The organism is Kitasatospora sp. NPDC001660 (genome assembly GCF_053596725.1).
In genome coordinates this window covers 1-21,487 of sequence record NZ_JBSFGU010000062.1, presented here as the reverse complement: position 1 = coordinate 21,487, position 21,487 = coordinate 1, and the positions used below count along the sequence as shown (strand labels likewise).

The following is a 21,487-nucleotide window of genomic DNA, read 5'->3' as shown; positions in this document are numbered from 1 at the left end:
GACTCCTCACCTGGCCACAGCCGGTTGGGGCTCGTAGAGGGTCCCGTCGCGGAGCATCGCGAACAGGACGTCGGCCCGGCGTCTGGCGAGGCAGAGCAGGGCCTGGGTGTGGTGCTTCCCTTGGGCGATCTTCTTGTCGTAGTAGGCCCGCGATGCGGGGTCGCCGAGTGCGGCGAACGCGGAGAGGAAGAAAGCCCGTTTGAGCTGCTTGTTTCCTCTCCGGGAAGGCTGTTCGCCGCGGATCGAGGAGCCTGAGCTCCGGGTCGCTGGGGCGAGACCGGCGTAGGCGGCGAGGTGACCGGCGGTCGGGAAGGTGCTGCCGTCGCCGACCTCGATCAGGATACGGGCGCCGGTCCTGACGCCGACCCCCGGCATCGACGTCAGGACTTTCGAAAGAGGGTGGGCCTCCAGGAGTTCCTCGATCCGCCCGGCCAGGAGTTTCCGCTGGTCGAGGACGGCGGCCAGCGAGCCGGCCAGGCTCGGGACGATCAGCGTGGCCGCCTCGGTCCCCGGAACGGTCACGGTCTGCTCGTCCAGCGCGGCGAAGATCTCCTCGACCAGCCACTCGGCCATCCTCGGCGCCTTCGGCCGCAGCAGTGTGACCAGCCGCCGACGGCCCACCTTGCGTATCTGTGCCGGGGACCCGAACCGCTCCAGCAGCGTGAGGACAGCCGGGTGCTGCAACCGCGGCCCCAGCACCCGCTCCAGCGACGGATGGATCTGTGTCAGCAGGCCGTGGAGCCGGTTCGCGACTCTGGTCGCTTCGCCGGCCAGGTCGTCGTCGAAGCCGACGATCATCTCCAGCTCGGCGATCGTCTCGTCCTCGCCGTCGATGGCCCGCAGCGTGTGCGGCATCGCGCGGGCTGCGTCCGCGATGATGAACGCGTCTCTCGCGTCGGTCTTCGCCTCGCCGGGGTAGAGGTCCGCGATCCGCCGCATCGTCAGTCCCGGCAGGTAGGCGACCGGGCAGCCCATGTCGCGGGCGACCGCCAGCGGCAGGGCTCCGATCGAGGCCGGCTGATCGACCACGACCAGCACGGTCCCGTGCTTGGCCTGGAGTTTCGCGAACAGCTCGCGGAGTTTGGGTTCGGTGTTGGGCAGGCGCTTGTCGAACGCCTTCTTCCCGGCCGGGGTGACGGCGGTGGCGTGGTGTTCGCCCTTGCCGACGTCCAGGCCGAGGAAGACGTCGATGTCGCCGGTGTCGATCACGTGCAGGCCCCTCCATCACGCCTTCGTCCGGCCTTGCCTCGGCACCGAAAGTCGGGTGGGGAACTCCCGTGGTTTCGAAGGAGGTTCGGTGTCGGCGGCGGTTCGGGCGGATGGTTCGGACGGCGGCGTCGGCAGGTGGCGGCCGGGAAATTCGCTTTCGGCCGCCGGAGTGCGGTGATAGACAGTCGTAGTGCAGAAGAATCTTGAACTCCCTGACCTGCTGCGACTGATCGACGAGCGGGCGACGGCCTTCCGGGCCGCGATCGCCGCCGCGCCCAGCCTGGACGTGCAGGTGCCGACCTGTCCCGAGTGGACGCTGTTCGACCTGGCGCGGCACCTGGGCTCGGGCCGCCCGTTCTGGGCCGCCGTCGTCGAGGCCGGTCCGGCCGACGCCCCGCCGGCCGAGGCCGTGGCGGCGCGCGCCGAGGCGCAGGCGCCCCGGGAGCGCGAGGCGTTGGTGGCCTGGCTGGCCGCGTCGACGCAGGAGCTGCTGGACACCCTGCGGGAGGTCGGCCCGGACGCCGAGTGCTGGACGTGGTGGGGCGCCTCGCAGTCGCCGCGGACCAGCGGTGCCGTCGCCCGGCACCAGCTTCAGGAGATCGCGATGCACACCTATGACGCCCAGCTCACCGTGGGCGCCGCGCAGCCGCTGCCGGCGGAGGTGGCGCTGGACGGCGTCGAGGACTTCCTGTTCACCTGCTGCGCGTGGTCGGGCGTCTGGCCGCACGAGCCGGCCGTCGTCGACTACCACGCCACCGAGGGCCGCTCCTGGCGCTTCACGGTCGAGGCGGACGGCGCCCGCGCCGTCCGCCTCCCGGCTGCCGGCGAGGGCGAGGCCCAGGCCCCGGCCGACGCCTCCGCCCGGGGCACGGCCGGTGAGCTGGTCCTGTGGTTCTACGGACGCACACCGCTGGACTCGGTGAAGATCGACGGCGACCGGGTCATCTTCGAGCGACTCTTCGCCTGGGACCCGAACGCATAAGGCGTGGTCGACGACGCGGCGCCCGGTCGCGTCGTCGGCTCATCCGACCGTGCCCTGGGCGGAGCGTCGGCGTGGCGTTACCGTCCTGGCATGGTTGAGAACAGGCGTTTCGCGTCCTTCGAGGAGTTCTGGCCCTACTACGTGGCGATGCACTCCAAGGCCGCCACCAGGTGGGTGCACCTGGTGGGCACCCTCACCGGGCTCGCGGTGGGCGCCCATGGCCTGGCGCGCGGCCTGAAGCGCCGGCTGGTGGCTCTTCCGCTGATCGGGTACGGCACGGCCTGGCCGGCGCACTTCCTCGTCGAGGGGAACAACCCGGCCACCTTCGGGCACCCGGGCTGGTCCCTGCGCGGGGACGCGCGGATGATTGGCATGATGCTCTCCGGCCGCGATGCCGAACTGGGCGCGATCGCCCGCGCGTGGCTCGCGGAGCACGGCGGATCGGCCGACGACTGACGGCCCGTGCGGCTCCCGGATCGCCGTGTGTAGGACACCCAAGGCCGGGCGGGCCTACCAGCCGACCCCGAGGGCCTCCAACTGCTCGGCCTGCTCGCTGGTACTGTGCGGGCGCGCGCCGGGCTGACCTGCCGGACCAAAGGCCAGTGCGTCTACCAGGAGGCCCCAGCGCAGCGGTGAGGCACCTGCGGATATGGGCTGGCCTTCTCCGGCGACCGGCCGCCGCGTCACCCCGATGACAGCTCCGTCGCCAATAGGGGTGAACATCCGCTCTCCAGAGGGCACCAGGCTCCGAACATCAGCACGGGTTATGACGGCCGCCGCGCTGCTGCCGCCGCTCGGCCCGGTGCGGCCGACACCGGGGCGCCCCGGGACGAGCCGCTGTTGGCCCCGTCCGACGCGGGACCGACCCACACGGTTGGACACCCAGGCGTGCGCCGACCCCGTGGTCACCACCCTCAGGCCGGGGCCGGCGAGGTTGCGGTGCTCGTCCTCGGGCCCAAGCATGGGCTCAGGAGAACAGCGACAGAGCACATCGGAGGGGAACGTCCCGGAAGGACATGAGAGCCATGCCGTTTCCTGCCCCCCGGTCCGCCGGCCGTCGCAGGACAAGGCGCACTCGACAGGCATGCCTGCGATCGACATGACCGACGACGAGCGGCGGCTGCGCTGTCTGGTCACCGGTGCCACCGGTTACATCGGCGGCAGGCTGGTGCCGGAGCTGCTGGCCGCCGGGCATTCCGTGCGCTGTCTGGCCCGCGCCCCCGGCAAGCTGCGGGACCATCCGTGGTCTGAGCAGGTGGAGGCCGTGCGCGGGGACGTGACGGACGAGGGGGCCGTGCGCGCGGCCATGGAGGGCATGGACGTCGCGTACTACCTGGTGCACGCGCTGGGCACCGGTCGGGGCTTCGAGGAGACCGACCGGCGAGCAGCCAGGATCTTCGGTGAGCAGGCGCGTGCCGCCGGAATCCGTCGGATCGTCTACCTCGGCGGTCTGAGCCCGTCCGGAGTACCCGAGCACGCACTCTCACCCCATCTGCGGTCCCGGACCGAAGTGGGCCGCATCCTCCTAGCCTCGGGCGTGCCCACCGCCGTACTGCGGGCAGCTGTGATCATCGGGTCGGGTTCGGCCTCGTTCGAGATGCTGCGGTATCTGACCGAGCGGCTGCCCGTGATGGTGACCCCGAGCTGGGTGCGCACCCGCATCCAGCCCATCGCCGTCCGCGACGTGCTGCGCTTCCTCGTGGGATGCGCGAGGCTTCCGGACGACGTGAACCGCGCCTTCGACATCGGCGGACCGGACATCGTCACGTACGAGGAGATGATGCGGCGTTACGCCGTCGTCGCCGGGCTGCCGAAACGCGTCATCCTCCCCGTTCCGCTGCTCACCCCCCGGCTGTCCAGCCTCTGGGTCGGTCTGGTCACCCCGGTACCGGGCGCCCTCGCGCGCCCGCTGGTCGAGTCGCTGAAGCACGAGGTGGTCTGCACCGAGCGAGACATCGTCCGTTATGTGCCGGACCCGTCGGAGGGACCGGTCACCCTCGACCGGGCGATCCGGCTGGCTCTGAGGCGCGTGCAGGACGCGGACGTCGCCACCAGGTGGTCCTCGGCCTCGATTCCCCGCGCCCCCAGCGACCCGCTGCCCACCGACCCCGACTGGGCGGGCGGGAGCCTCTACACGGATCACCGCGAGCGCACGGTCGCGGCGTCGCCGCAGGCCCTGTGGCGGGTGGTGGAGGCGATCGGCGGCGAGCACGGCTGGTACTCCTCGCCGCTCGCCTGGTCCCTGCGGGGCTGGCTGGACACCCTGGTGGGCGGTGTCGGCCTGCGCCGGGGCCGCCGGGACGCGACCCGGCTGCGGGTCGGCGACAGCCTGGACTTCTGGCGAGTGGAGGAGATCGAGCCGGGACGGCTGCTCCGGCTGCGCGCGGAAATGCGCCTGCCTGGCCTGGCCTGGTTGGAGATGGCCGTCGACCGGGATCCACAGGGACGCACGGTGTACCGGCAGCGGGCCCTGTTCCATCCGCACGGCCTGGCCGGGCACGCCTACTGGTGGGGCGTGGCCCCCTTCCACGCCGCGGTCTTCGGCGGCATGGCCCGCAACATCGCCGCCGCGGCCGAATCGGCCGCCGCTGAACCGGCTCGTAGTCACTGAGGGGGCTCAAGGAACTGTGCGCGTCTCGGTCGCCCTGTTCACCGCTGACCTGCGGGTGCACGACAACCCGGTCCTCCGGGCCGCCCTGAAGGATGCCGAACGTGTGGTCCCGCTCTTCGTTGTCGACACCGGCATCCGCCGCACCGGCTTCGCCGGACCCAACCGCGCGGCGTTCCTCGCTGGCAGCCTGGCCGACCTCGACGCGGCCCTGCGGGCCCGGGGCGGCCGGCTGGTGGTGCGCGTCGGCGACGTGGTCGAGGAGACCTGTCGGGTGGCAGCGGAGACCGGGGCAGCCGTGGTGCACATCGCGGGCGGGGTGAGCCGCTACGCGACACGGCGCGAGGACCGGCTGCGCGCGGAGCTGGCCGGCGACCGACGCGGACTACGCGTACACGACGCCTCGTTGACGGTCGTACCGCCGGGAGCGCTGACACCGGCGGGCAAGGACCACTTCGCCGTCTTCACCCCGTACTTCCGCCGATGGGAGAGCTTCTCCGTGCGCGGCGTCCTGCCCGCACCGGACGTCCTACGGCTACCGGACGTAGGCTCGGCCCGCCTTCCTCGCGCAGAGTCCCTCGCGTCGGGCTCCACGTCGCCGGGCCTGCCCGCCGGCGGGGAATCCGAGGCCCGTCGCAGGCTGCGGTCATGGCTGGCGGGCCCGCTGTCCGCGTACGCCGACCGGCACGACGACCTGGCCGCCGACGCGACCTCCCGGCTCTCTCCCTATCTGCACTTCGGCTGCCTCTCACCCACCGAACTGCTGCACCGGGCTCGCGCCCAGGACGGTCCCGGTGCGCATGCCTTCGTCCGCCAGCTCGCCTGGCGGGACTTCCATCACCAGGTCCTGGCGGCTCGCCCCGACGCGGCCGACCACGACTACCGGCCCCGGCACGACCGCTGGCGCCACGCCACGAAGGAATTCGAAGCCTGGCGGGACGGCCGCACGGGCTACCCCGTCGTCGACGCCGCCCTGCGACAGCTCCGCCACGAGGGCTGGATGCCGGGCCGGGCCCGCCTGCTCGCGGCAAGCTTTCTCACCAAGACGCTGTACATGGACTGGCGGGTGGGAGCCCGCCACTTCCTGGACCTCCTTGTCGACGGCGATGTGGCGAACAACCAGCTCAACTGGCAGTGGGCCGCCGGGACCGGCACGGACACCCGCCCGAACCGGCTCCTCGACCCACTCGCCCAGGCACGCCGGTACGACCCCTGCGGGGAGTACGTACGACGCTGGCTCCCCGAGCTCCGCCACCTCGACGCCACGGCGGTCCACCGCGTCCCCTACCTCGACGCAGCCACCCGTGCGGGCCTGGACTACCCCGCCCCGATCGTGGATCTCGCCGCGGCTGCCGCCCGGTTCAGGGAGCGACGGCACGCCGAGTGACCGGAACAGAACAAATCCTAGGCCGCTGGCCATGCCGAGCGCGTTCACCGACGGGGAACGCGACGCGTCGGTCCTCGGCGGAGAGCAGGTCATCGGCCCGCTTGCGGGCGCGACGGGCCTGTTCGCCGGCCCTGTGGGTGCCGATAAATCATCCGGCCTGGTCACGGCCTTGTCACCTGGCCGCGGGTCTGCGTCTGTCGGCCTCGTGGTTGTCTTCCCCGCGGGGCAGCACGGACGGCATGATGATCTGTCGTGCTGCTGCGCCTGGCCTACCTCGCCATGACCAACACCTTCGCGCTGCTGCGGCTGCTGCCGATGGGCAGCCGGGAGAAGGACATCGAGATCCTGGCGCTGCGGCACCAACTGCTGGTCCTGCAACGTCAGGTCAGCAAGCCCAGGTTCACCGACGCCGACCGTGCCGTCCTTGACGGCGTGCTCCACCACGTCCCGATGGGAAAGCTGCGGCACCTTCTGCTCCTGGTCCGCCCGGACACGATCCTGCCATGCATACTTCCTTGCCAAGCTGGCCGCGCCTTTGAGTCGCCCCCGGCCTATCGGCTCTCACCGCGATCCGGGACGGCGAGATCGGGTCGGGAGCAGGCGCTCCAGCCCGGCGATGATCATCTCCAGCGTGAGGTTGAACATCCGGCTGTCCTCGTGGTCCGTGGGCGCAAGGTCGTCCTGGCCCGAAGCGGGGACGGCCGGCGGTAGGGCTGACCACTGGCGCAGCGCGCCGTTGATTTCGGCGATCAGCACGCCGATGACGGCGGCACTCACGGGGGCGGCCACTTGCGGGACGTCCTTCCTTGGTACCCCGGCGTCCTCCAGCACGGCGGTGAGCCCGAGCCAGAGCGGATCCTCGGGCTGGATGAAGTCCGGCCGCCCGAACGAGTAGCTCATCAACTCGGGGTGGCGGTGCGCCAGTGCGCGGAAGTCCTCGGCGAGCTGGCGGATGCGGTCCTGCCAGGGAAGGTCCTGGCGGGTCGCGGTGCGGAACTGGGCGCCGACCATTCTCGCCACGCCGCGCAGCACGGCGTCCTTGTTGGGCACGTGGTGGTAGAGCGACATCGGGTTCGCGTCCAGGGCGGTGGCGAGTTTGCGCATGGTGAGCGCCTCCACCCCGTCGGCGTCGATGAGCTGCAGTGCCACCGAGTAGATGCCGTCCTGGGTGAGCGGAACGTCCCTCTTCCTCGTCCCACGGGGGGCCTTCTTTTGAGTTTCCATACGGCGTATGGTACCACTGAAGTCACTTCCATACGCCGTATGGAAACCGGGGAGCCGGCTGCCCGTCCGTGGCTGAACAGCGCCCCTTGCCCTCCCTCGTACTCCGCGCAAAGGAGCAAGCCATGACCACGCAACCCGTGACCGACCTGCGTCCCATCCGGTCCCCGCGTGGGATCCCCCTGCTCGGCCACACGCTGCAGATCCCCGACACGAACCCCGTCGCATACTTCGGCGAGCTGTCGAAGCGATTCCCCGAGGGGATCTTCGGGATGGACATCGCCGGTATCGAGCAGGTCTTCGTCTATGACCCGGACCTGGTGGCCGAGGTCTGCGACGAGACCCGCTTCTTCAAGCAGATCGACAAGACGCCGCTGAGCCACGTCCGGGACTTCGCGGGGGCGGGCCTGTTCACGGCCCACCAGCACGAAGAGGAATGGGGCATGGCCAACCGGATCCTCATGCCGGCGTTCAGCCAGCGGGCCATGAAGAACTACTTCGGGCAGATGCTGGAGATCGCCGAGAACCTGGTCGGCAAGTGGGAGGGCAGGCAGGGGCTGCCGGTCAACATCACGGACGACTGCACCCGGCTCACGCTGGACACCATCGCGCTGACGGGCTTCGGCTACCGCTTCCAGTCCTTCGACAAGGAGGAGCTGCACCCCTTCCTCAACGCGCTGCTGGGCGCGCTGACGGAGTCGCTGCGGCGCACGCAGGAGCTGCCGATGATGACAAAGCTCCGCAAGACGGACGATGCGAAGTACCGCGAGAACATCCGGCAGATGCGGCATCTGGTCTCCAGCGTGATCAAGGAGCGCCGCGAGGGGAAGTCCACCGGTGAGGAGGACCTGCTGGGCCTGATGCTGGAGGCCACCGACACGCAGACCGGCAAGGCGCTCTACGACGACAACGTCCGCGACCAGGTGCTGACGTTCCTCATCGCCGGCCACGAGACCACCAGCGGGCTGTTGTCGTTCGCCACCTACTCGCTGATGCGCAACCCGCACGTGCTGGCCCAGGCCTACGCCGAGGTGGACCGGCTGCTGCCCGGGGACACCGTGCCGGACTACGACACGATCATGCAGCTCGACGTCATCCCGCGCGTGCTGGAGGAGACCTTGCGCCTGTGGGCGCCCATCCCCTTGATCGGCAAGGCTCCGCTGGCGGACACCGTCATCGGCGGCCGGTACGAGCTGAAGAAGGGGGCACGGGTCAACATCCTCGAAGGCCCCCTGCACACCCACCCGAAGGTCTGGGAGCGGCCCGAGGAGTTCGACATCGACCGGTGGCTGCCCGAGAACCGCGCCAAGCAGCACCCGCACGCCTACAAGCCGTTCGGCAACGGCCAACGCGCGTGCATCGGACGGCAGTTCGCGCTCACCGAGGCCCGTCTGGCCCTCGCGCTGGTGCTCCAGAAGTTCAAGTTCTCCGACCCCAACGACTACAGGATGGACGTGCGGGAAGCGCTCACGCGCAAGCCCGGCGGCTTCGAACTCGTCGTCCGCAGCCGCCAGGAGCACGAGCGCACCGTCTTCGGCGCCGCGGACCTGCACAACAACGCGGACCAGCAGCAGGCCGCAGTCAGCGGTGTCGGGGTGAACCTCACCGTCGCCTATGGCTCCAGCCTGGGCTCGTGCGAGGACCTGGCGCGCACCATCGCCGACCGCGCCGAGCGGTCCGGGTTCGGCACCAGCCTGACGAGCCTGGACGAGCTGGGCGACGATCTGCCCGCCGAGGGCCTGCTCGTGGTCGTGGCCGCAAGCTACAACGGCAAGGCGCCGGACAACGCACAGCGTTTCGACGACCTGATCGCCGTCGGGCTGCCCGAGGGCTCGCTGTCGAACGTCCGGTTCGCGTTGCTGGGCGCCGGCAACACCCAGTGGGTGGCGACGTACCAGGCGTTCCCCAAGCGGATCGAGGCCGCCCTGCTGGCCGCAGGCGCCACCCCGATCATCGAGCGCGGCATCGCCGACGCGGCCGGGGACTTCGACGGCATGGCCACCCGCTGGATGGACACCCTGTGGGCCACCCTGGCCGAGGAGTACGCCGCCGACACCGCGGACGACGGCGCACCGCGCTACCAGGTGCAGCTGCTCACCGAGGCGGATGTGCGCCCCGCTATCGTCTCCGAGCAGGCGTACCCGCTGACCGTGGTCGCCAACGACGAACTCGTCAGCGATGCGACCGGGCTTTGGGACTTCAGCATCGAGCCGCCGCGCCCGGCCGCGAAGTCCATCGTCGTCGAGCTGCCCGAGGGCGTCTCCTACGACACCGGCAACCATCTGGCCGTCTTCGCCAAGAACGAGCAGGCCCTGGTCGACCGCGCACTGGCGCGGCTCGGCGTCGACCGCGACCAGGTCCTGCGCCTCGACCAACCCGGGGGCGGCCGCACTCACCTGCCGGTGGGCACGCCGGTGACCGCCGGCCTGCTGTTCACCGAGTTCCTGGAGCTGCAGGACGTGGCCACCCGCTCCCAGGTGCGCACCCTGGCCGAGCACACCGAGTGCCCGTGGACTCGGCCGCAGCTCGAGGCGTACACGGCCGACACCGAGGACGCCGAACGGCTGTACCAGATGGAGATCCTGGGCAAGCGCGTCTCGGTGCTGAACCTCCTGGAGCGCTTCCCCGCCATCGAGCTGCCGCTGGCGGTCCTCCTGGAGATGATGGGGCCGATCCGTCCCCGCTTCTACTCCATCTCCTCCGCCCCCCAGGCGAACCCGCGCCACGTTCGCCTGACCGTCGGCCTGCTCGAGGCCCCGGCCCTGTCCGGCGAGGGCCGGTTCCGGGGTACCTGCTCCTCCTACATCGCGTCCCTGGAGCCCGGCGACATCGTCTACGGCTACGTGCGCGTGCCCTCCCCGACCTTCGCCCCGCCCGCCGACCCCGCAACGCCGCTGATCCTCATCGGCCCCGGCACCGGCATCGCGCCGCTGCGCGGCTTTCTGGAGGAGCGCGCCTGGCAGCACGAGCAAGGCACGAAGGTCGGGCTGTCCGAGGTCTTCGTCGGCTGCCGCCACCCGGAGCACGACTACTTCTACCGGGACGAGATGGAGGCGTGGGAGCTGTCCGGCATCGCTCAGGTCCACACCGCCTTCTCCGCGGTGACCGGCCACCCGGCCCGGTTCGTCCAGGACGCCCTGATCGCCTCCTCCGACCACGTGTGGCAGGCCCTTGAGGACGGCGCGTTCGTCTACGTCTGCGGTGACGGCCGCCGCATGGCACCCGCCGTGCGCGAAGCCCTCACCGCCATCCACCGCCGCCACACCGGCAGCGACGACGAGACCGCCCAGCAGTGGCTCGCCCGGCTCGAGGCCGACCAGCGCTACCAGCAGGACGTCTTCGCCTGACCGACCCGCAGACGCCGGGAGATGCACAACCCCTCGAACGCCTCCGGCCACCCACAGGCCCCCCGCACTATCGCCCGGCACCAGCGGCCCGAACCGCTGAGCGTGCCACTCGCAGAAAGCACACCACCATGGACACCATGCTCGCCGGACGCTTCCACCTGGACAGCAAGAAGTTCGCCGTGGAAGAGGTCCCCATCCCCGTCCCCGGCCCGGGCGAAGTACTCATCGAGGTCAAGGCCGCCGGCGTCTGCCTCTCCGACGTCCACCTGATCGACGGCTCCCTCGTCCCGCTGTTCGCCACCTCCGACACGATCACCGTCGGCCACGAGGTCTCCGGTGTGATCCACACGCTCGGCCCCGACCTCAAGCGCGGCCTGACCGCCGGCACCCGCGTCACCCTGGAGGCCGGCAAGACCTGCGGCCAGTGCGCCGGTTGCGTGCGCCGCCGCCCCTGCACCCAGATGCTCACCGCCGGCATCGACTACGACGGCGGCTGGGCCCAGTACACCGTCGCCCGCGAGGACACTCTCGTCCCCATCCCCGACAGCCTCCCCTTCGACCAGGCCGCGATCATCCCCGACGCCGTCTCCACCCCCTACGCCGCCGTCGTCGCCACCGCGGGCGTCCGGCCCGCCCAGCCCGTCGGCGTGTGGGGCGTGGGCGGAGTGGGCGCGCACCAGGTGCGCCTCGCCCGCCTGGTCGGCGCGGCGCCGATCATCGCCGTCGACCCGCTCCCCAGCGCCCGGCAGCGCGCCCTGGCCTTCGGAGCGGACGTCGCCCTGGACCCGGCCGCCCCCGACTTCGCCGGCCAGGTCCGCGCGGTCACCGGCGGACGCGGCCTGGACTTCGCCTTCGACTGCGCCGGCGTGCCCGCCGTCCGCGAGCAGGCCGCCTCGGTGCTCGGCCTGGGCGGTTCCCTCATCCTGGTCGGCATCACTCCCCACCCGCTCACCATCACCGAAGGCCTGACCTTCAACTACCTGTCCAAGCAGGTGCGCGGCCACTACGGCGGCTTCCCCGAGTCCGTCTCCGAACTCGTGCAGCTGGCCTCCAACGGCCGCCTCGACCTTGCCCCCTCGATCACCGACCACATCCCGCTGGCTGACGCCGCCGACGCGGTCCACCGACTGGAGAACAAGATCGGCGACCCGATCCGCCTCATCCTCGTCCCCTGACGCCGTCTAACGACAAAGAGCCACCTCGGGCAGGGGTGAGTGGGCGCCGGTGCTGGCACAACACCGGCGCCCACGGCCTTCCAGGCTCCGCCCACCTGGTGGGCGTGCACCGACTCCCGATCAGGCCCGGAAATGAGGGCGCCTGGTGACACCCCTTCTGAGCGGGGCACCCCGACATACGGTTGCCGACTCCGGAAGTCGAGGCGGACGGTGCCTCGGACGCCCCGACTGCAGAAGGAGCTCGGCAAGGCCCGCACCGTCATCGAGGTGCAGGGAAAACTCTCCGCGCTGCTGGACCAACTCGCCACGGGCAGCGCGACCAACGACGGCGAGACGAAGTAGACCAGGCCACACCCGCCCTGCCTGGCACGGCGGGCACGGTGTTCGAGGACACCCGGACCGCGGCCCTGGAGAAGCTCTCCGGCTCAACCCGGTCCTCACCATCGGCCGCCAGCTCGACGAGGCGCTGCGCGCCCACAACGCCGACAGCCGCGCCCAGCGCTCCGCCCGGGCCGTCGAACTGCTCGACCTGGTCGGCATCCCCGACGCCGCGCAGCGCCTGCGCGACCACCCGCACCAGTTCTCCGGCGGCCAGCGCCAGCGCATCGGCATCGCCCGGGCCCTCGCACCACAGCCGAGCGTCCTGATCTGCGACGAGCCGGTCTCCGCCCTCGACGTCTCGGTCCAGGCCCAGGTACTCGACCTGCTCACCCGCCTGCAGCGCGAACTCGGCCTGGCGATCCTCTTCATCGCCCACGACCTCGCCGTGGTACGCCAGGTCAGCCACCGGATCGCCGTCATGCACCGCGGCCGGATCGTCGAGACCGGACCCGCCGACCAGGTCGCCACCGACCCGCAGCACCCCTACACGGCCGGCCTGCTGGCTGCCGTACCACACCTGGCTACCCGGAGCACCGTATGACCACCCGCCCCGACCCCTATGACGGCTTCCCCGGCACCATCGGCCGCAGCTTCCGCGACTCCGTCCCCGCCTGGCCCGCCCGCACCCGGCCCCGTCGGGGCGCACCCAACATCGTTGTCGTCCTGATCGACGACATGGGCTACAGCGACATCGGCCCGTTCGGCTCGGAGATCCCCACCCCGACCCTCGACCGCCTCGCAGCGGGCGGCGTCCGGCTCGCCAACTACCACACCATGCCGCTCTGCTCTCCGGCCCGCGCCGCGCTGCTCACCGGCCTCAACCCGCACCGGGTCGGTTACTCCTTCGTCGCCAACGCCGACCCCGGCTTCCCCGGCTACGGCATGGAGGTGTCCGGCGACATCCCGACCCTCGCCGAGCTGCTGCACGACGCCGGTTACGCCACGTACGCCGTCGGAAAGTGGCACCTCACCCGCGACTCAGCCTCCAACGCGGCGAACGACCGCTCCAACTGGCCGCTTCAGAAGGGCTTCGATCAGTACTACGGCGTCCTGGAGGGCCTCACCAGCCTCTTCCACCCGCACCAACTGGTGCGTGACAACAGCCCGCTGGACCTCGACGAGTTCCCCGACGGCTACTACTACACCGACGACATCACCGACCAGGCCATCGCCATGGTCAAGTCGCTGCGCGCACACGACGCCGACAAGCCCTTCTTCCTCTACCTCGCCCACAACGCCGTCCACGGCCCGCTCCAGGCCAAGCCGGAGGACCTGGCCCGGCACAAGGGCCGCTACGACGGCGGCTGGGACGAACTGCGCGCAGCCCGCTTCGCCCGCCAACTCGCCGCCGGGCACTTCCCCGAGGGCACCCGGCTGCCCGAACGAAACGCCGAGCAGGGCTTCGAGGTCGGACCGTGGGACGAACTCGCCGACGTGCAGAGGAAGTTGTACGCCCGCTACATGGAGGTGTACGCGGCGATGGTCGACAACGTCGACCAGAACCTCGGCCGGCTCACCGACACCCTCGCCGCCCTCGGCGAACTCGACAACACCATCGTCCTGTTCACCTCCGACAACGGCGGCACCGGCGAAGGCGGCCCCGAAGGCACCCGCAGCTACTTCAGCCGCTTCGTCCACCACCCCAACCTCCCCGACGACTGGAACCCCGACGTCGAACGGGAGATCGACCTGATCGGCGGCCCGCAGAGCCTGGTGCACTACCCGCGCGGCTGGGGCATGGCCTCCAACACCCCCTTCCGCTTCTACAAGGGCCAGACCTACGCGGGCGGCGTCCGCGTCCCCTTCGTCCTCTCCTGGCCCGCCGGCCTGCCGCGCGCTGACGGCGACACGGGAGTCCGCGAGCAGTACCAGTACGTCACCGACATCCTCCCCACCCTGCTCGACCTGGCCGGCGTGCAGCGGCCGCAGGAACGCGACGCCCGGCCGGTCCAGGAGCTCGACGGCGTCAGCTTCGCTGCCGTCCTGCGCGACGCCGACGCCGACAGCACCCACAGCGAGCAGTACTGCGAGATGACCGGCAACCGCAGCTACTACCGCGACGGCTGGAAGCTGGTCACCCTGCACCGCCTCGGCACCCCGTACGACGACGGCGAGTGGGCGCTGTACGACCTGCGCACCGACCCGACCGAGATCGACGACGTCTCCGGTGAATACCCGGAAGTGGTCAAGGAACTGGCCGAAGCCTGGGAGAACGCCGCCTGGCGCAACGGCGTCTTCCCGCTCGCCGACGGCTCCGGCGCCCTCGCCCTGCGCCACCCCGAGGATGCCCGGCTGCGGCAGCCGCTCACTCTGCTCGCCGGCACGCCCGAGCTGGAACGCTACCGCTCCTCCCGGCTGATCTCCTTCCGCTCCTTCGACATCGCGGTCGACCTCGCCGAGCACCGCGCCAACGACCAGGGCGTGCTCGTCTCGCACGGCGACCAGGGCGGCGGCTACAGCCTCTACGTCGAGAACGGGCGGCTGCGCTTCGCCTACAACGAGTACGGCGAGCTGTACGAGGCGGACGGCGGCGAACTCGCTCCCGGGGCACGGGTGGTGAGCGTCGAGGCGACGGCGGTGGCGGACCTCAAGTGGGAGTTCCGCCTGCTCGTCGACGGCGCGGAGACCGGTGACCTCGGCCCGGTGCACCAGCTGATCGGCATGGCCCCCTTCCAGGGCATCAGCGTCGGCGTCGACCGCAAGTCCCCGGTCTCCTGGCCGCTGTACGAGCGCCACCGCAGCTTCCGCTACACCGGCAACCTCCGCTCGGTCACCTACCTGCCAGGCGAACCCGCCCCCTACGACCCGGAGACCGTCGCCCGGGCCCTACGGGAGGCCGCCGCCGCGTTCGAGTGACCGACCGAGGGTATTGGCGGGGCGGTCGGCCGGAACGCTCACCCGGCGCCGGCCGGCGGCCCTGTCCGGCGTTGGCCGAACCGCACTTCTGCGGGGACGTTACGTGAGTATTGCCTCGGATTACCCTTCCGGGGAGGCAGTTGAGCGCCGTCGGCCAATGTGTGAGTCTGGGCCGGCGGCCGGTGATCGGAACCGGCCGTGAAAGCCGAACCGCGCCGCTCGATGCAAGCCGGCCGTGGAGAACGGGGGGAACCCGGTGCCGTCGCCTTCGCAGCCCCTGCGGAAGCTGGGATTCCTGACCATCGGGCTGTTCGACCCGGCCGATCCCGGCCAGGGACACGAGTCGACGCTCCGGCTCATCGAACTCGGCGAGCAACTGGGATTCGACAGCGCCTGGGTGCGCCACCGCCATCTGCAGTACGGAATATCCTCGCCCGTCGCCGTGCTGGCGGCGGCCTCCCAGCGTACCGACCGCATCCACCTGGGCACGGCGGTCATCCCGCTGGGCTGGGAGAACCCGCTGCGGCTGGCCGAGGACCTGGCTACCGTCGACCTCCTGTCCGGTGGCAGGCTCAACCCCGGCATCAGCGTCGGACGGCCCGGACACTACGACCGGGTCGCGCCCGCCCTCCACCCCGACACCGCCGAGGCCGAGGACTTCAGCTACCAGCGGGCGCAGCGGCTGCTGGCCTTCATCCGCGGTGAGGCGGCCACGACCTTCAGCGGAGTCGAGGGAATCGAAGTGTACTCCGACCGGGTCCAGCCCGTGTCGCCGGGTCTGGCAAGCCGCATCTGGTACGGCGGCGGGAGCCTGCGCTCGGCCCGCTGGGCGGGGGAGCAGGGGCTGCGCCTGCTGACCAGCAACGTGGTGCGGGCGGAGGAGTCGGACGACTTCGCGGAGATCCAGCGCGCGCAGATCGCCGCCTTCCGCGCCCACCGTCCCGCAGGCGCGCAAGCCCGGGTCTCGCAGGGGCTGGTGGTCATCCCCACCGACAGTGCCTCGCCGCAGCAGCGCGCCAAGTACCAGGAGTACGTGCGCAGCCGGACCCCGCGCACCGCCGCCCCGCTGGGACCGGCCCGGACGGTCTTCGCACCGGACCTGATCGGGACATCCGCGGAGATCGCCGAACGGCTGTACTCCCACACCGCGTTCCGGGAGGTCGACGAGGTCGCCTTCGCGCTGCCGTTCACGTTCGAGTACGAGGACTACGCGCAGATCCTCACCGACATCGCCACCCGACTCGCTCCCGCGCTCGGCTGGCAGCCGGCGGTCTGAGCCGGCCCCCGAGGTGGTTCGGGCACCGCTGCGGGTCAGTGTCACCGCGGCAGCGCGGGTAGCAGGGTAGGTGAGCGGCGTGTCGTGGTCGTCCATCATCCGGGCCCAGATCTCTGCTGTGGGGAGTCCGTCTGCGGCCATGGCGTCTATCAGATTCCGGCGAACTTCCCAGCCAGGCACTTTTCGTGAGAATCGGCGGGGCTCCTGACGTTGGAGGGCTTTGCGGACGGTCTTGCGGCCGAGGCCGCGCCGTTGGGCGGCGAGTCGCAGGGGGGCACCGTCGTGCAGAAGGTCGGATGTCAGGAGCAGGAGCTCGACGTCGTACAGGGTCGGCTCTCCGGATACAGGCTGTGGCTTGGCGGGCCGGGCCTTTCCGGGGCCGTCGGCGAATGCTCGCCGCAGGTCGGCGGCTGACCGGTCGGCGAGCTGGGCGAGGAGGACGATGTCGGGCTTCCCGTGGCGGGATCTCGGGCAGACCAGGCTGTTGAGGTAGCTGGGCTTGAGGTGGTTGGCTCGCGCGAGGCGGCGCAGGTAGGAGTCGGTGCCCTCGCCGAGGTGGGGACGGACCCGGACCGGCAGCGGCCGCAGCGGAGGCTGGGTGGTCGGAGTGTTCACCGGCGGCCGCTGGAGGTGGTGTTGCGGGCGTTGGTCTGCGCGGTGTGGCCGAGCGGGACGGCGTCCAGGCTCTCCTTGGTGATCTTCTCGGTGCCGGTGAGGATCGCGTCGATGGCCGCGCCGCGGATCTGGTGGGACAGTGCGCCGATCATGCCGCCGGTGCGGTGGTGGAGGTGGCGGTCGAGGCCGACGAGTGTGCCCGGTTGGTGGTCGTGGAGCAGGAGGTTCTCCTCCAGGGTGGCGACCAGGCCGGTCCATTCCGCGCCGTAGGGGAAGGGGCGGGTGGGTAGGAGGGTGAAGCGGCCGGCGATCTGGGCGCCGCGGATGCCCGACAGCAGGTTGCTGCGTTCGATGTCGATGCCCGCGTAGACGAACGTGGCGGGGATGCGCTCGGAGAAGTACTTGAGGGTGTCGGCGACCTCCGCGCCGGAGCGGCTGGACAGGGAGATGTTGTGCAGTTCGTCGATTTTACCGACCGCAGAAGCGCCGGTGGCCACCGTAACGGATCGGCCGACCGGGAGTCGCCTGCTCTGGACACCATGGGAACTGGCGGACCCCGCACGGTACTTCAGCCGTTTCATCGTCGACCGCCGGTACGCGGGCCGGGGCATCGGCGCACGCCTGACCGGCTGGGCCCGGTGGCGGGCCGCAGGCGCGGGCGCCGAGCTGGTCCGCGCCAACGCCTGGAGCGACAACGCGGACCTGCACGCCTACTACCGCGCCCACGGCTGGCAGTGGGTCAGGACGGTCAGCGGCAATCGTTCCGGGGCGCTCTTCGAGATGGCCGTGGGCGGGACCCCGCTCTGCTCCGTCCATGAGCTCGGCGAGATCCCGCTGCTCCGGTGAACCGTGAGCTGCCACCGGCCAGGGCCGAAGTCCCTTCACACGACACGCGGTGCGCGGGCAGGGCCCGGGATCCCTCCTCGCCCGTGCGTTCCCCACCAGGCGCACGCGGTCCGGACCCGCCCTTGCCGGGAGGGCGGGACCGGTGAACGCGCGAGCGGCGGCTTCTCTGTTCGTCACCACCCGCCCGGGTGTGCCGGCCGGTCGAGCGGGTGCCGGGTGAAGAACTCCCACATGACCGCGGTCGCCGAGATCGTCTGCGTGGTGTGCCCCGGGCCGCTGGGCGCCACCGCGCCGGGCCAGGTGTGGCCGCCGCCGATGACCTGGTAGTGGGTGACTTCGGTGCCCCGGACGCACGGCGTCCAGTCGAACTCGACCACGTCCGAGCCGATGCTGCGCCGGCTTTCCGCCGAACACCGGTCCTTGTCGGTCCAGGTGCTCAGCCACTGGGCGATCGAAGGATACTGCTCGCCGTGGCTGGTTCCCCCGTCGTAGTGGATGACCGGGTCCGCGGTGCCGTGGAACTCGAGCATCGGCACGGGCGGGCTCGTCCGGCAGCCTTGCGTCGTCTCCGGGTAGTAGGCGCCCGCGACGGGTGCGAAGGCGGCGATCCGGCGCGGCAGCCGGCAGGCGAGCAGGGCGGTGAAGCCGCCGCCGTTCGACTTGCCGGTCGCGTAGATCCGGCCCTGGTCCACGCAGAACTGCTGCTGCGTCCGGGCAAGCAGGTCCTGGACGAACCGTACGTCGTCGACGCCCGACGAGTAGGGCGCGCCTTCCCAGGACGTCTCGCCGTTGGTTCCGATGGTCCCCTCGGGGTACAGCACGATGGCGTCCAGGGCCGACAGACCGCTGTACGACTCGATCTGCGTGTCGCTCTCACCGGAACCGTGGAAGGCCAGGACCAACGGTGTCCGATCGGCGCTCCGGTAGCCTGCGGGTACGTGGACGAGGTAGCTCCGCTGCTGCCCGCCGGACGTCAGCGTCAGCGTCGCGGTCTCACCCGGAGCGACCGGCGGCGGGGTCAGACAGCCGGCCGAGGTGGGGGAAGCCGTCTGATCGACGGCGGTTCCCGGTTGTGGCACGCCGGCGGCCGCGCCGCAACAGGCGAGGCTCAGCAGCGCGGCGAGGACAGGGATTCGCAACATGATCGGCATCTCCGTCTGTGGACTGGTCGGTACAGGTCAGCAGGCATCGCCCGCAACAGCATCCGCCGCGCCCCGGAGCAGACGACGTATTGCCCGACCCGCACTCAGCGGGTGTCGGGCATGGGCCCGGTCTCCCCGCTCGGCCGACTGGTCGACCGGATCCGTTTCTCAACCGACCACCTGTTCGTCTACCGCGAGGCAGGCTCCCAGGACCTGGCCGCCCGGCGCAGCGACATGATCCAGGTTGTTGGGTTCGTGGACCGCCGGGTCCAGTCGTGGTTCGCCTCGGTTGAGCGGGTCGACAAAGTGGTGAAGGTTCGGCCGTAGCCCGATGTGCCCGCGTGTTGAGGCGAGGGCGAAGCGGGGCCTACTGGCCGGTGAGCGAACCTTCCTGACGGCTGGTGACCAGGGCCCGCCACCTGGCGCGCACCGTCTCCTCGCTGTCGAGCCAGCGGACGCCCGAGGGGGCGTCAGGGTGCTGGCCAGCCATGTGGTGGGCGATGTCGACGTAGTAGGCGTAGTCGCCGGCGCGGGCGAGGTCACGCAGCCGGGTCGCGGGTGCGGGTGCCCCGGTGGCGGTCAAGGCGTTGACCGTCGCGCTGGGGCGGGACGCGGAGCGGCTGAACGAGATCGAGAAGGTCCGTCACCGCGCGTATGCGCTGCAGGCGCGGGGCTGGCTGGAGCGGGTGCCGGGCGGGTTGTTCATCCTCGCGCCGGGCCCGGCGTCCCGAGCCGGCTCCGGCGGAACTCGGGCCAGTGCAGGCGCTGGCGGGCCATCCGCCGGCTGAGGGTGATCGAGGCGGCCCACCACACCATCTGCACGTGGTGGTCGTCGCGGCGCTCGTGGTCGCGGTTCAGGCGCCGCGAGCGCGAGAGCCAGCCGAGCGTGCGTTCCACCACCCATCGGCGCGCCAGTGCCCTGAACCCCTTGGTTCCGTCGGTGCGCTTGACCACCTCCACTCTCACCCCGTGCGCGGTGGGCGTTGGCCTGCAGGCTGAAGCCTTCCTCCCGCAGCAGGTCACCCACCGTGTCGGCACTGACTCGGTGCCCCTGACGGGTCAGCTCGTCGGCGAGCCTCCTGGTCGACTTGGTCGTCCAGCGAAGCGGTGACATCGGATCGCCGCGCTCGTCGGGCTCGACCAGGGCCAGAAGCGCGGGCCGTAGACCCGGGTTCGTCGCCGCGGCCTTCTTGCGTCCGCCGCCGGGTCGGCGGACCCTGCCCAGCGGTTCCGCGCCGGATTCCAGCTCGTCCACGCCTTTGCGGACGGTCGTCTCGCTGACCCCGGCCGCCCGCGCGACGGCGCGGATGCCGCCGTGCCCCAGCAGCCGGGCCTCGGCTGCCATCAGCAGACGCCGCTGGCGCTCATCAAGGTGCGGGAACAACACGACGAACTTCAGGGCGAGTTGGCTGCTGATCGACTCGGAGGCGCGCACACCACATCAAGGAGCCGCCGAGCCGGAAGCAACACGTAGATTCTCTGCGAGCCCTTACGACTTGGGGAGCGATACAGGCGGGTCCTCGGGCGTGACGTGAAGGCGGCCGTGTCATGCTGCTGTTCCTCCAGCACGCCACCCGGTGACAGACGCGGCCCGAAAACTCCCTGGCCCGTCCGACCCGTCTCGGCCATGATCCTCACGTGACCACCTACCTCGAGTCCGAGCGCCTGACCCTCCGCCCCTTCGCCGCCGCCGACGCGGACCTGCTGATCGAGCTGGACAGCGACCCGGCGGTGATGCGCTACCTGACCGGCGGCGCTCCAACCCCGCCAGAGGAGGTCCGCGACCTCGCCATCCCCAGCATCCTCGCCGGCTACGAGCGCTGGAATCATGAGCTCGGCCTGTTCGCCGCGCACGAGAAGGACGGCGGCGCGTTCGTCGGCTGGTTCTGCCTGCGCCCGCTGCGCAGCGGCCCGCGTGAGGAGGCCGAACTCGGCTATCGCCTGCGCCAGGCGGCCTGGGGCCGGGGCTACGCCACCGAAGTCTCGCAGGCGCTGCTAGCGAAGGGGTTCGCCGAGCTCGGCATCCGCATGGTCTGGGCCGAGACGATGACCGTGAACCGCCCTTCGCGTAACGTCATGGAGAAGCTCGGGATGACGCTCGCGGAGAACATCCCCACGCCGGACGACATGATGGCGGTCGAGGGTTCCGAGCACGGGGGTGTGCGGTACGAGATCACAAAGGAGCAGTGGGAGCGGCGGCAGGCGTAGGCGGCGCGAGGCGCGGCGCCCGTGGATGTGAAGTCATCGGCCCGCGCGGCCTTGTCTCATCACGCCCTATCGGGCATATCCCGGCAGCATCTTGCCGAACTCGTCGCTGAGCTCGTCCCTGCGTGGGAGGCGCAGCAGGAGTCTGCGCTGCACCAGCGGGGGGGGGGGGGGCGCCCCCGCCGCCCCGGGGGGGGGGCCGACGGGGGGGGGGGGGGGTAGGGGGGGGGGTGTGTT

16 protein-coding genes and 3 pseudogenes are annotated in these 21,487 nt (G+C 71.1%); 12 read left to right on the top strand and 7 right to left on the bottom strand.

The features are described 5' to 3' along the window. Nucleotides 1–6: 6 nt before the first annotated feature. Nucleotides 7–1,209, bottom strand: a complete 1,203-nt coding sequence (locus tag ACWCXH_RS35940) for an IS110 family transposase (RefSeq protein ID WP_449805708.1) — start codon at nt 1,207–1,209, stop codon at nt 7–9. A 190-nt stretch (nt 1,210–1,399) separates the two neighbouring features. Between ACWCXH_RS35940 and ACWCXH_RS35935 the strand changes: the two genes are divergently transcribed. The 4 genes from ACWCXH_RS35935 (at nt 1,400) to ACWCXH_RS35920 (ending at nt 6,186) form a co-directional block, all read left to right on the top strand. Beyond that, nucleotides 1,400–2,191 (top strand): maleylpyruvate isomerase family mycothiol-dependent enzyme, encoded by a 792-nt coding sequence (locus ACWCXH_RS35935; RefSeq protein ID WP_360264706.1) that lies wholly within the window; start codon nt 1,400–1,402, stop codon nt 2,189–2,191. A gap of 90 nt (nt 2,192–2,281) precedes the next feature. Then, complete coding sequence (locus ACWCXH_RS35930) at nt 2,282–2,647, top strand: Mpo1-like protein (protein WP_449805707.1); 366 nt, start codon at nt 2,282–2,284, stop codon at nt 2,645–2,647. Nucleotides 2,648–3,275: 628 nt separating this feature from the next. After that, on the top strand, nt 3,276–4,802 hold the full coding sequence (locus tag ACWCXH_RS35925) for an SDR family oxidoreductase (RefSeq protein WP_449805706.1): 1,527 nt from the start codon (nt 3,276–3,278) through the stop codon (nt 4,800–4,802). A 16-nt stretch (nt 4,803–4,818) separates the two neighbouring features. Continuing rightward, entirely contained in the window at nt 4,819–6,186 is a 1,368-nt protein-coding gene (locus ACWCXH_RS35920) for a cryptochrome/photolyase family protein (RefSeq protein ID WP_449805705.1), read from the top strand. Nucleotides 6,187–6,747: 561 nt separating this feature from the next. Here the strand turns inward: ACWCXH_RS35920 and ACWCXH_RS35915 are convergent. Beyond that, on the bottom strand, nt 6,748–7,410 hold the full coding sequence (locus tag ACWCXH_RS35915; RefSeq protein WP_449805704.1) for a TetR/AcrR family transcriptional regulator: 663 nt from the start codon (nt 7,408–7,410) through the stop codon (nt 6,748–6,750). 122 nt (nt 7,411–7,532) lie between these two features. On the opposite strand from ACWCXH_RS35915, the gene ACWCXH_RS35910 reads away from it, so the two are divergent. The 5 genes and pseudogenes from ACWCXH_RS35910 (at nt 7,533) to ACWCXH_RS35890 (ending at nt 16,442) form a co-directional block, all read left to right on the top strand. Then, nucleotides 7,533–10,754, top strand: a complete 3,222-nt coding sequence (locus tag ACWCXH_RS35910) for a bifunctional cytochrome P450/NADPH--P450 reductase (protein ID WP_449805703.1) — start codon at nt 7,533–7,535, stop codon at nt 10,752–10,754. 128 nt (nt 10,755–10,882) lie between these two features. Next, nucleotides 10,883–11,929: a zinc-binding dehydrogenase gene (locus tag ACWCXH_RS35905; protein ID WP_449805702.1), complete on the top strand. Its 1,047-nt coding sequence runs from the start codon at nt 10,883–10,885 to the stop codon at nt 11,927–11,929. A 424-nt stretch (nt 11,930–12,353) separates the two neighbouring features. After that, a pseudogene (locus tag ACWCXH_RS35900) lies at nt 12,354–12,851 on the top strand (ABC transporter ATP-binding protein); the annotation flags it as partial. Continuing rightward, on the top strand, nt 12,848–15,166 hold the full coding sequence (locus tag ACWCXH_RS35895) for a sulfatase-like hydrolase/transferase (protein ID WP_449805701.1): 2,319 nt from the start codon (nt 12,848–12,850) through the stop codon (nt 15,164–15,166). The pseudogene ACWCXH_RS35900 and the gene ACWCXH_RS35895, both read left to right, overlap by 4 nt. 256 nt (nt 15,167–15,422) lie before the next feature. Then, nucleotides 15,423–16,442 carry an LLM class flavin-dependent oxidoreductase gene (locus ACWCXH_RS35890; protein WP_449805700.1) on the top strand — a complete coding sequence of 340 codons (1,020 nt, stop codon included), beginning with the start codon at nt 15,423–15,425 and terminating at the stop codon, nt 16,440–16,442. A gap of 611 nt (nt 16,443–17,053) precedes the next feature. Here the strand turns inward: ACWCXH_RS35890 and ACWCXH_RS35885 are convergent. Next, a pseudogene (locus tag ACWCXH_RS35885) lies at nt 17,054–17,524 on the bottom strand (ATP/GTP-binding protein); the annotation flags it as partial. A 22-nt stretch (nt 17,525–17,546) separates the two neighbouring features. On the opposite strand from ACWCXH_RS35885, the gene ACWCXH_RS35880 reads away from it, so the two are divergent. Further along, nucleotides 17,547–17,903 (top strand): GNAT family N-acetyltransferase, encoded by a 357-nt coding sequence (locus ACWCXH_RS35880; RefSeq protein WP_449805699.1) that lies wholly within the window; start codon nt 17,547–17,549, stop codon nt 17,901–17,903. Between the two features lie 173 nt (nt 17,904–18,076). On the opposite strand, the gene ACWCXH_RS35875 is transcribed toward ACWCXH_RS35880, so the two are convergent. Then, nucleotides 18,077–19,045 (bottom strand): extracellular catalytic domain type 1 short-chain-length polyhydroxyalkanoate depolymerase, encoded by a 969-nt coding sequence (locus ACWCXH_RS35875; RefSeq protein ID WP_449805698.1) that lies wholly within the window; start codon nt 19,043–19,045, stop codon nt 18,077–18,079. Nucleotides 19,046–19,165: 120 nt separating this feature from the next. Here ACWCXH_RS35875 and ACWCXH_RS35870 point away from each other — a divergent pair, with 120 nt between their 5' ends. Continuing rightward, nucleotides 19,166–19,372, top strand: a complete 207-nt coding sequence (locus ACWCXH_RS35870; RefSeq protein WP_449805697.1) for a hypothetical protein — start codon at nt 19,166–19,168, stop codon at nt 19,370–19,372. A gap of 40 nt (nt 19,373–19,412) precedes the next feature. Here the strand turns inward: ACWCXH_RS35870 and ACWCXH_RS35865 are convergent, their stop codons facing one another. The 3 genes and pseudogenes from ACWCXH_RS35865 to ACWCXH_RS35855 form a co-directional block, all read right to left on the bottom strand. Then, nucleotides 19,413–19,628, bottom strand: coding sequence for a hypothetical protein (locus ACWCXH_RS35865; protein ID WP_449805696.1), 216 nt, complete (start codon nt 19,626–19,628; stop codon nt 19,413–19,415). A 119-nt stretch (nt 19,629–19,747) separates the two neighbouring features. Further along, on the bottom strand, nt 19,748–19,999 hold the full coding sequence (locus ACWCXH_RS35860; protein WP_449805695.1) for a transposase: 252 nt from the start codon (nt 19,997–19,999) through the stop codon (nt 19,748–19,750). A 10-nt stretch (nt 20,000–20,009) separates the two neighbouring features. Continuing rightward, nucleotides 20,010–20,390, bottom strand: a pseudogene (locus ACWCXH_RS35855) (ISAzo13-like element transposase-related protein); the annotation flags it as partial. Between the two features lie 293 nt (nt 20,391–20,683). On the opposite strand from ACWCXH_RS35855, the gene ACWCXH_RS35850 reads away from it, so the two are divergent. Continuing rightward, nucleotides 20,684–21,253 carry a GNAT family N-acetyltransferase gene (locus ACWCXH_RS35850; RefSeq protein WP_449805694.1) on the top strand — a complete coding sequence of 190 codons (570 nt, stop codon included), beginning with the start codon at nt 20,684–20,686 and terminating at the stop codon, nt 21,251–21,253. The last annotated feature ends 234 nt before the right edge of the window (nt 21,254–21,487 follow it).

Bases quoted from the DNA above. Each gene is read 5' to 3' on its own strand.
- ACWCXH_RS35930 (WP_449805707.1), top strand. From the start codon at position 2,282: ATGGTTGAGAACAGGCGTTTCGCGTCCTTCGAGGAGTTCTGGCCCTAC.
- ACWCXH_RS35925 (WP_449805706.1), top strand. From the start codon at position 3,276: ATGCCTGCGATCGACATGACCGACGACGAGCGGCGGCTGCGCTGTCTG.
- ACWCXH_RS35915 (WP_449805704.1), bottom strand. From the start codon at position 7,410: ATGGAAACTCAAAAGAAGGCCCCCCGTGGGACGAGGAAGAGGGACGTT.
- ACWCXH_RS35910 (WP_449805703.1), top strand. From the start codon at position 7,533: ATGACCACGCAACCCGTGACCGACCTGCGTCCCATCCGGTCCCCGCGT.
- ACWCXH_RS35905 (WP_449805702.1), top strand. From the start codon at position 10,883: ATGGACACCATGCTCGCCGGACGCTTCCACCTGGACAGCAAGAAGTTC.
- ACWCXH_RS35895 (WP_449805701.1), top strand. From the start codon at position 12,848: ATGACCACCCGCCCCGACCCCTATGACGGCTTCCCCGGCACCATCGGC.
- ACWCXH_RS35875 (WP_449805698.1), bottom strand. From the start codon at position 19,045: ATGTTGCGAATCCCTGTCCTCGCCGCGCTGCTGAGCCTCGCCTGTTGC.
- ACWCXH_RS35870 (WP_449805697.1), top strand. From the start codon at position 19,166: ATGGGCCCGGTCTCCCCGCTCGGCCGACTGGTCGACCGGATCCGTTTC.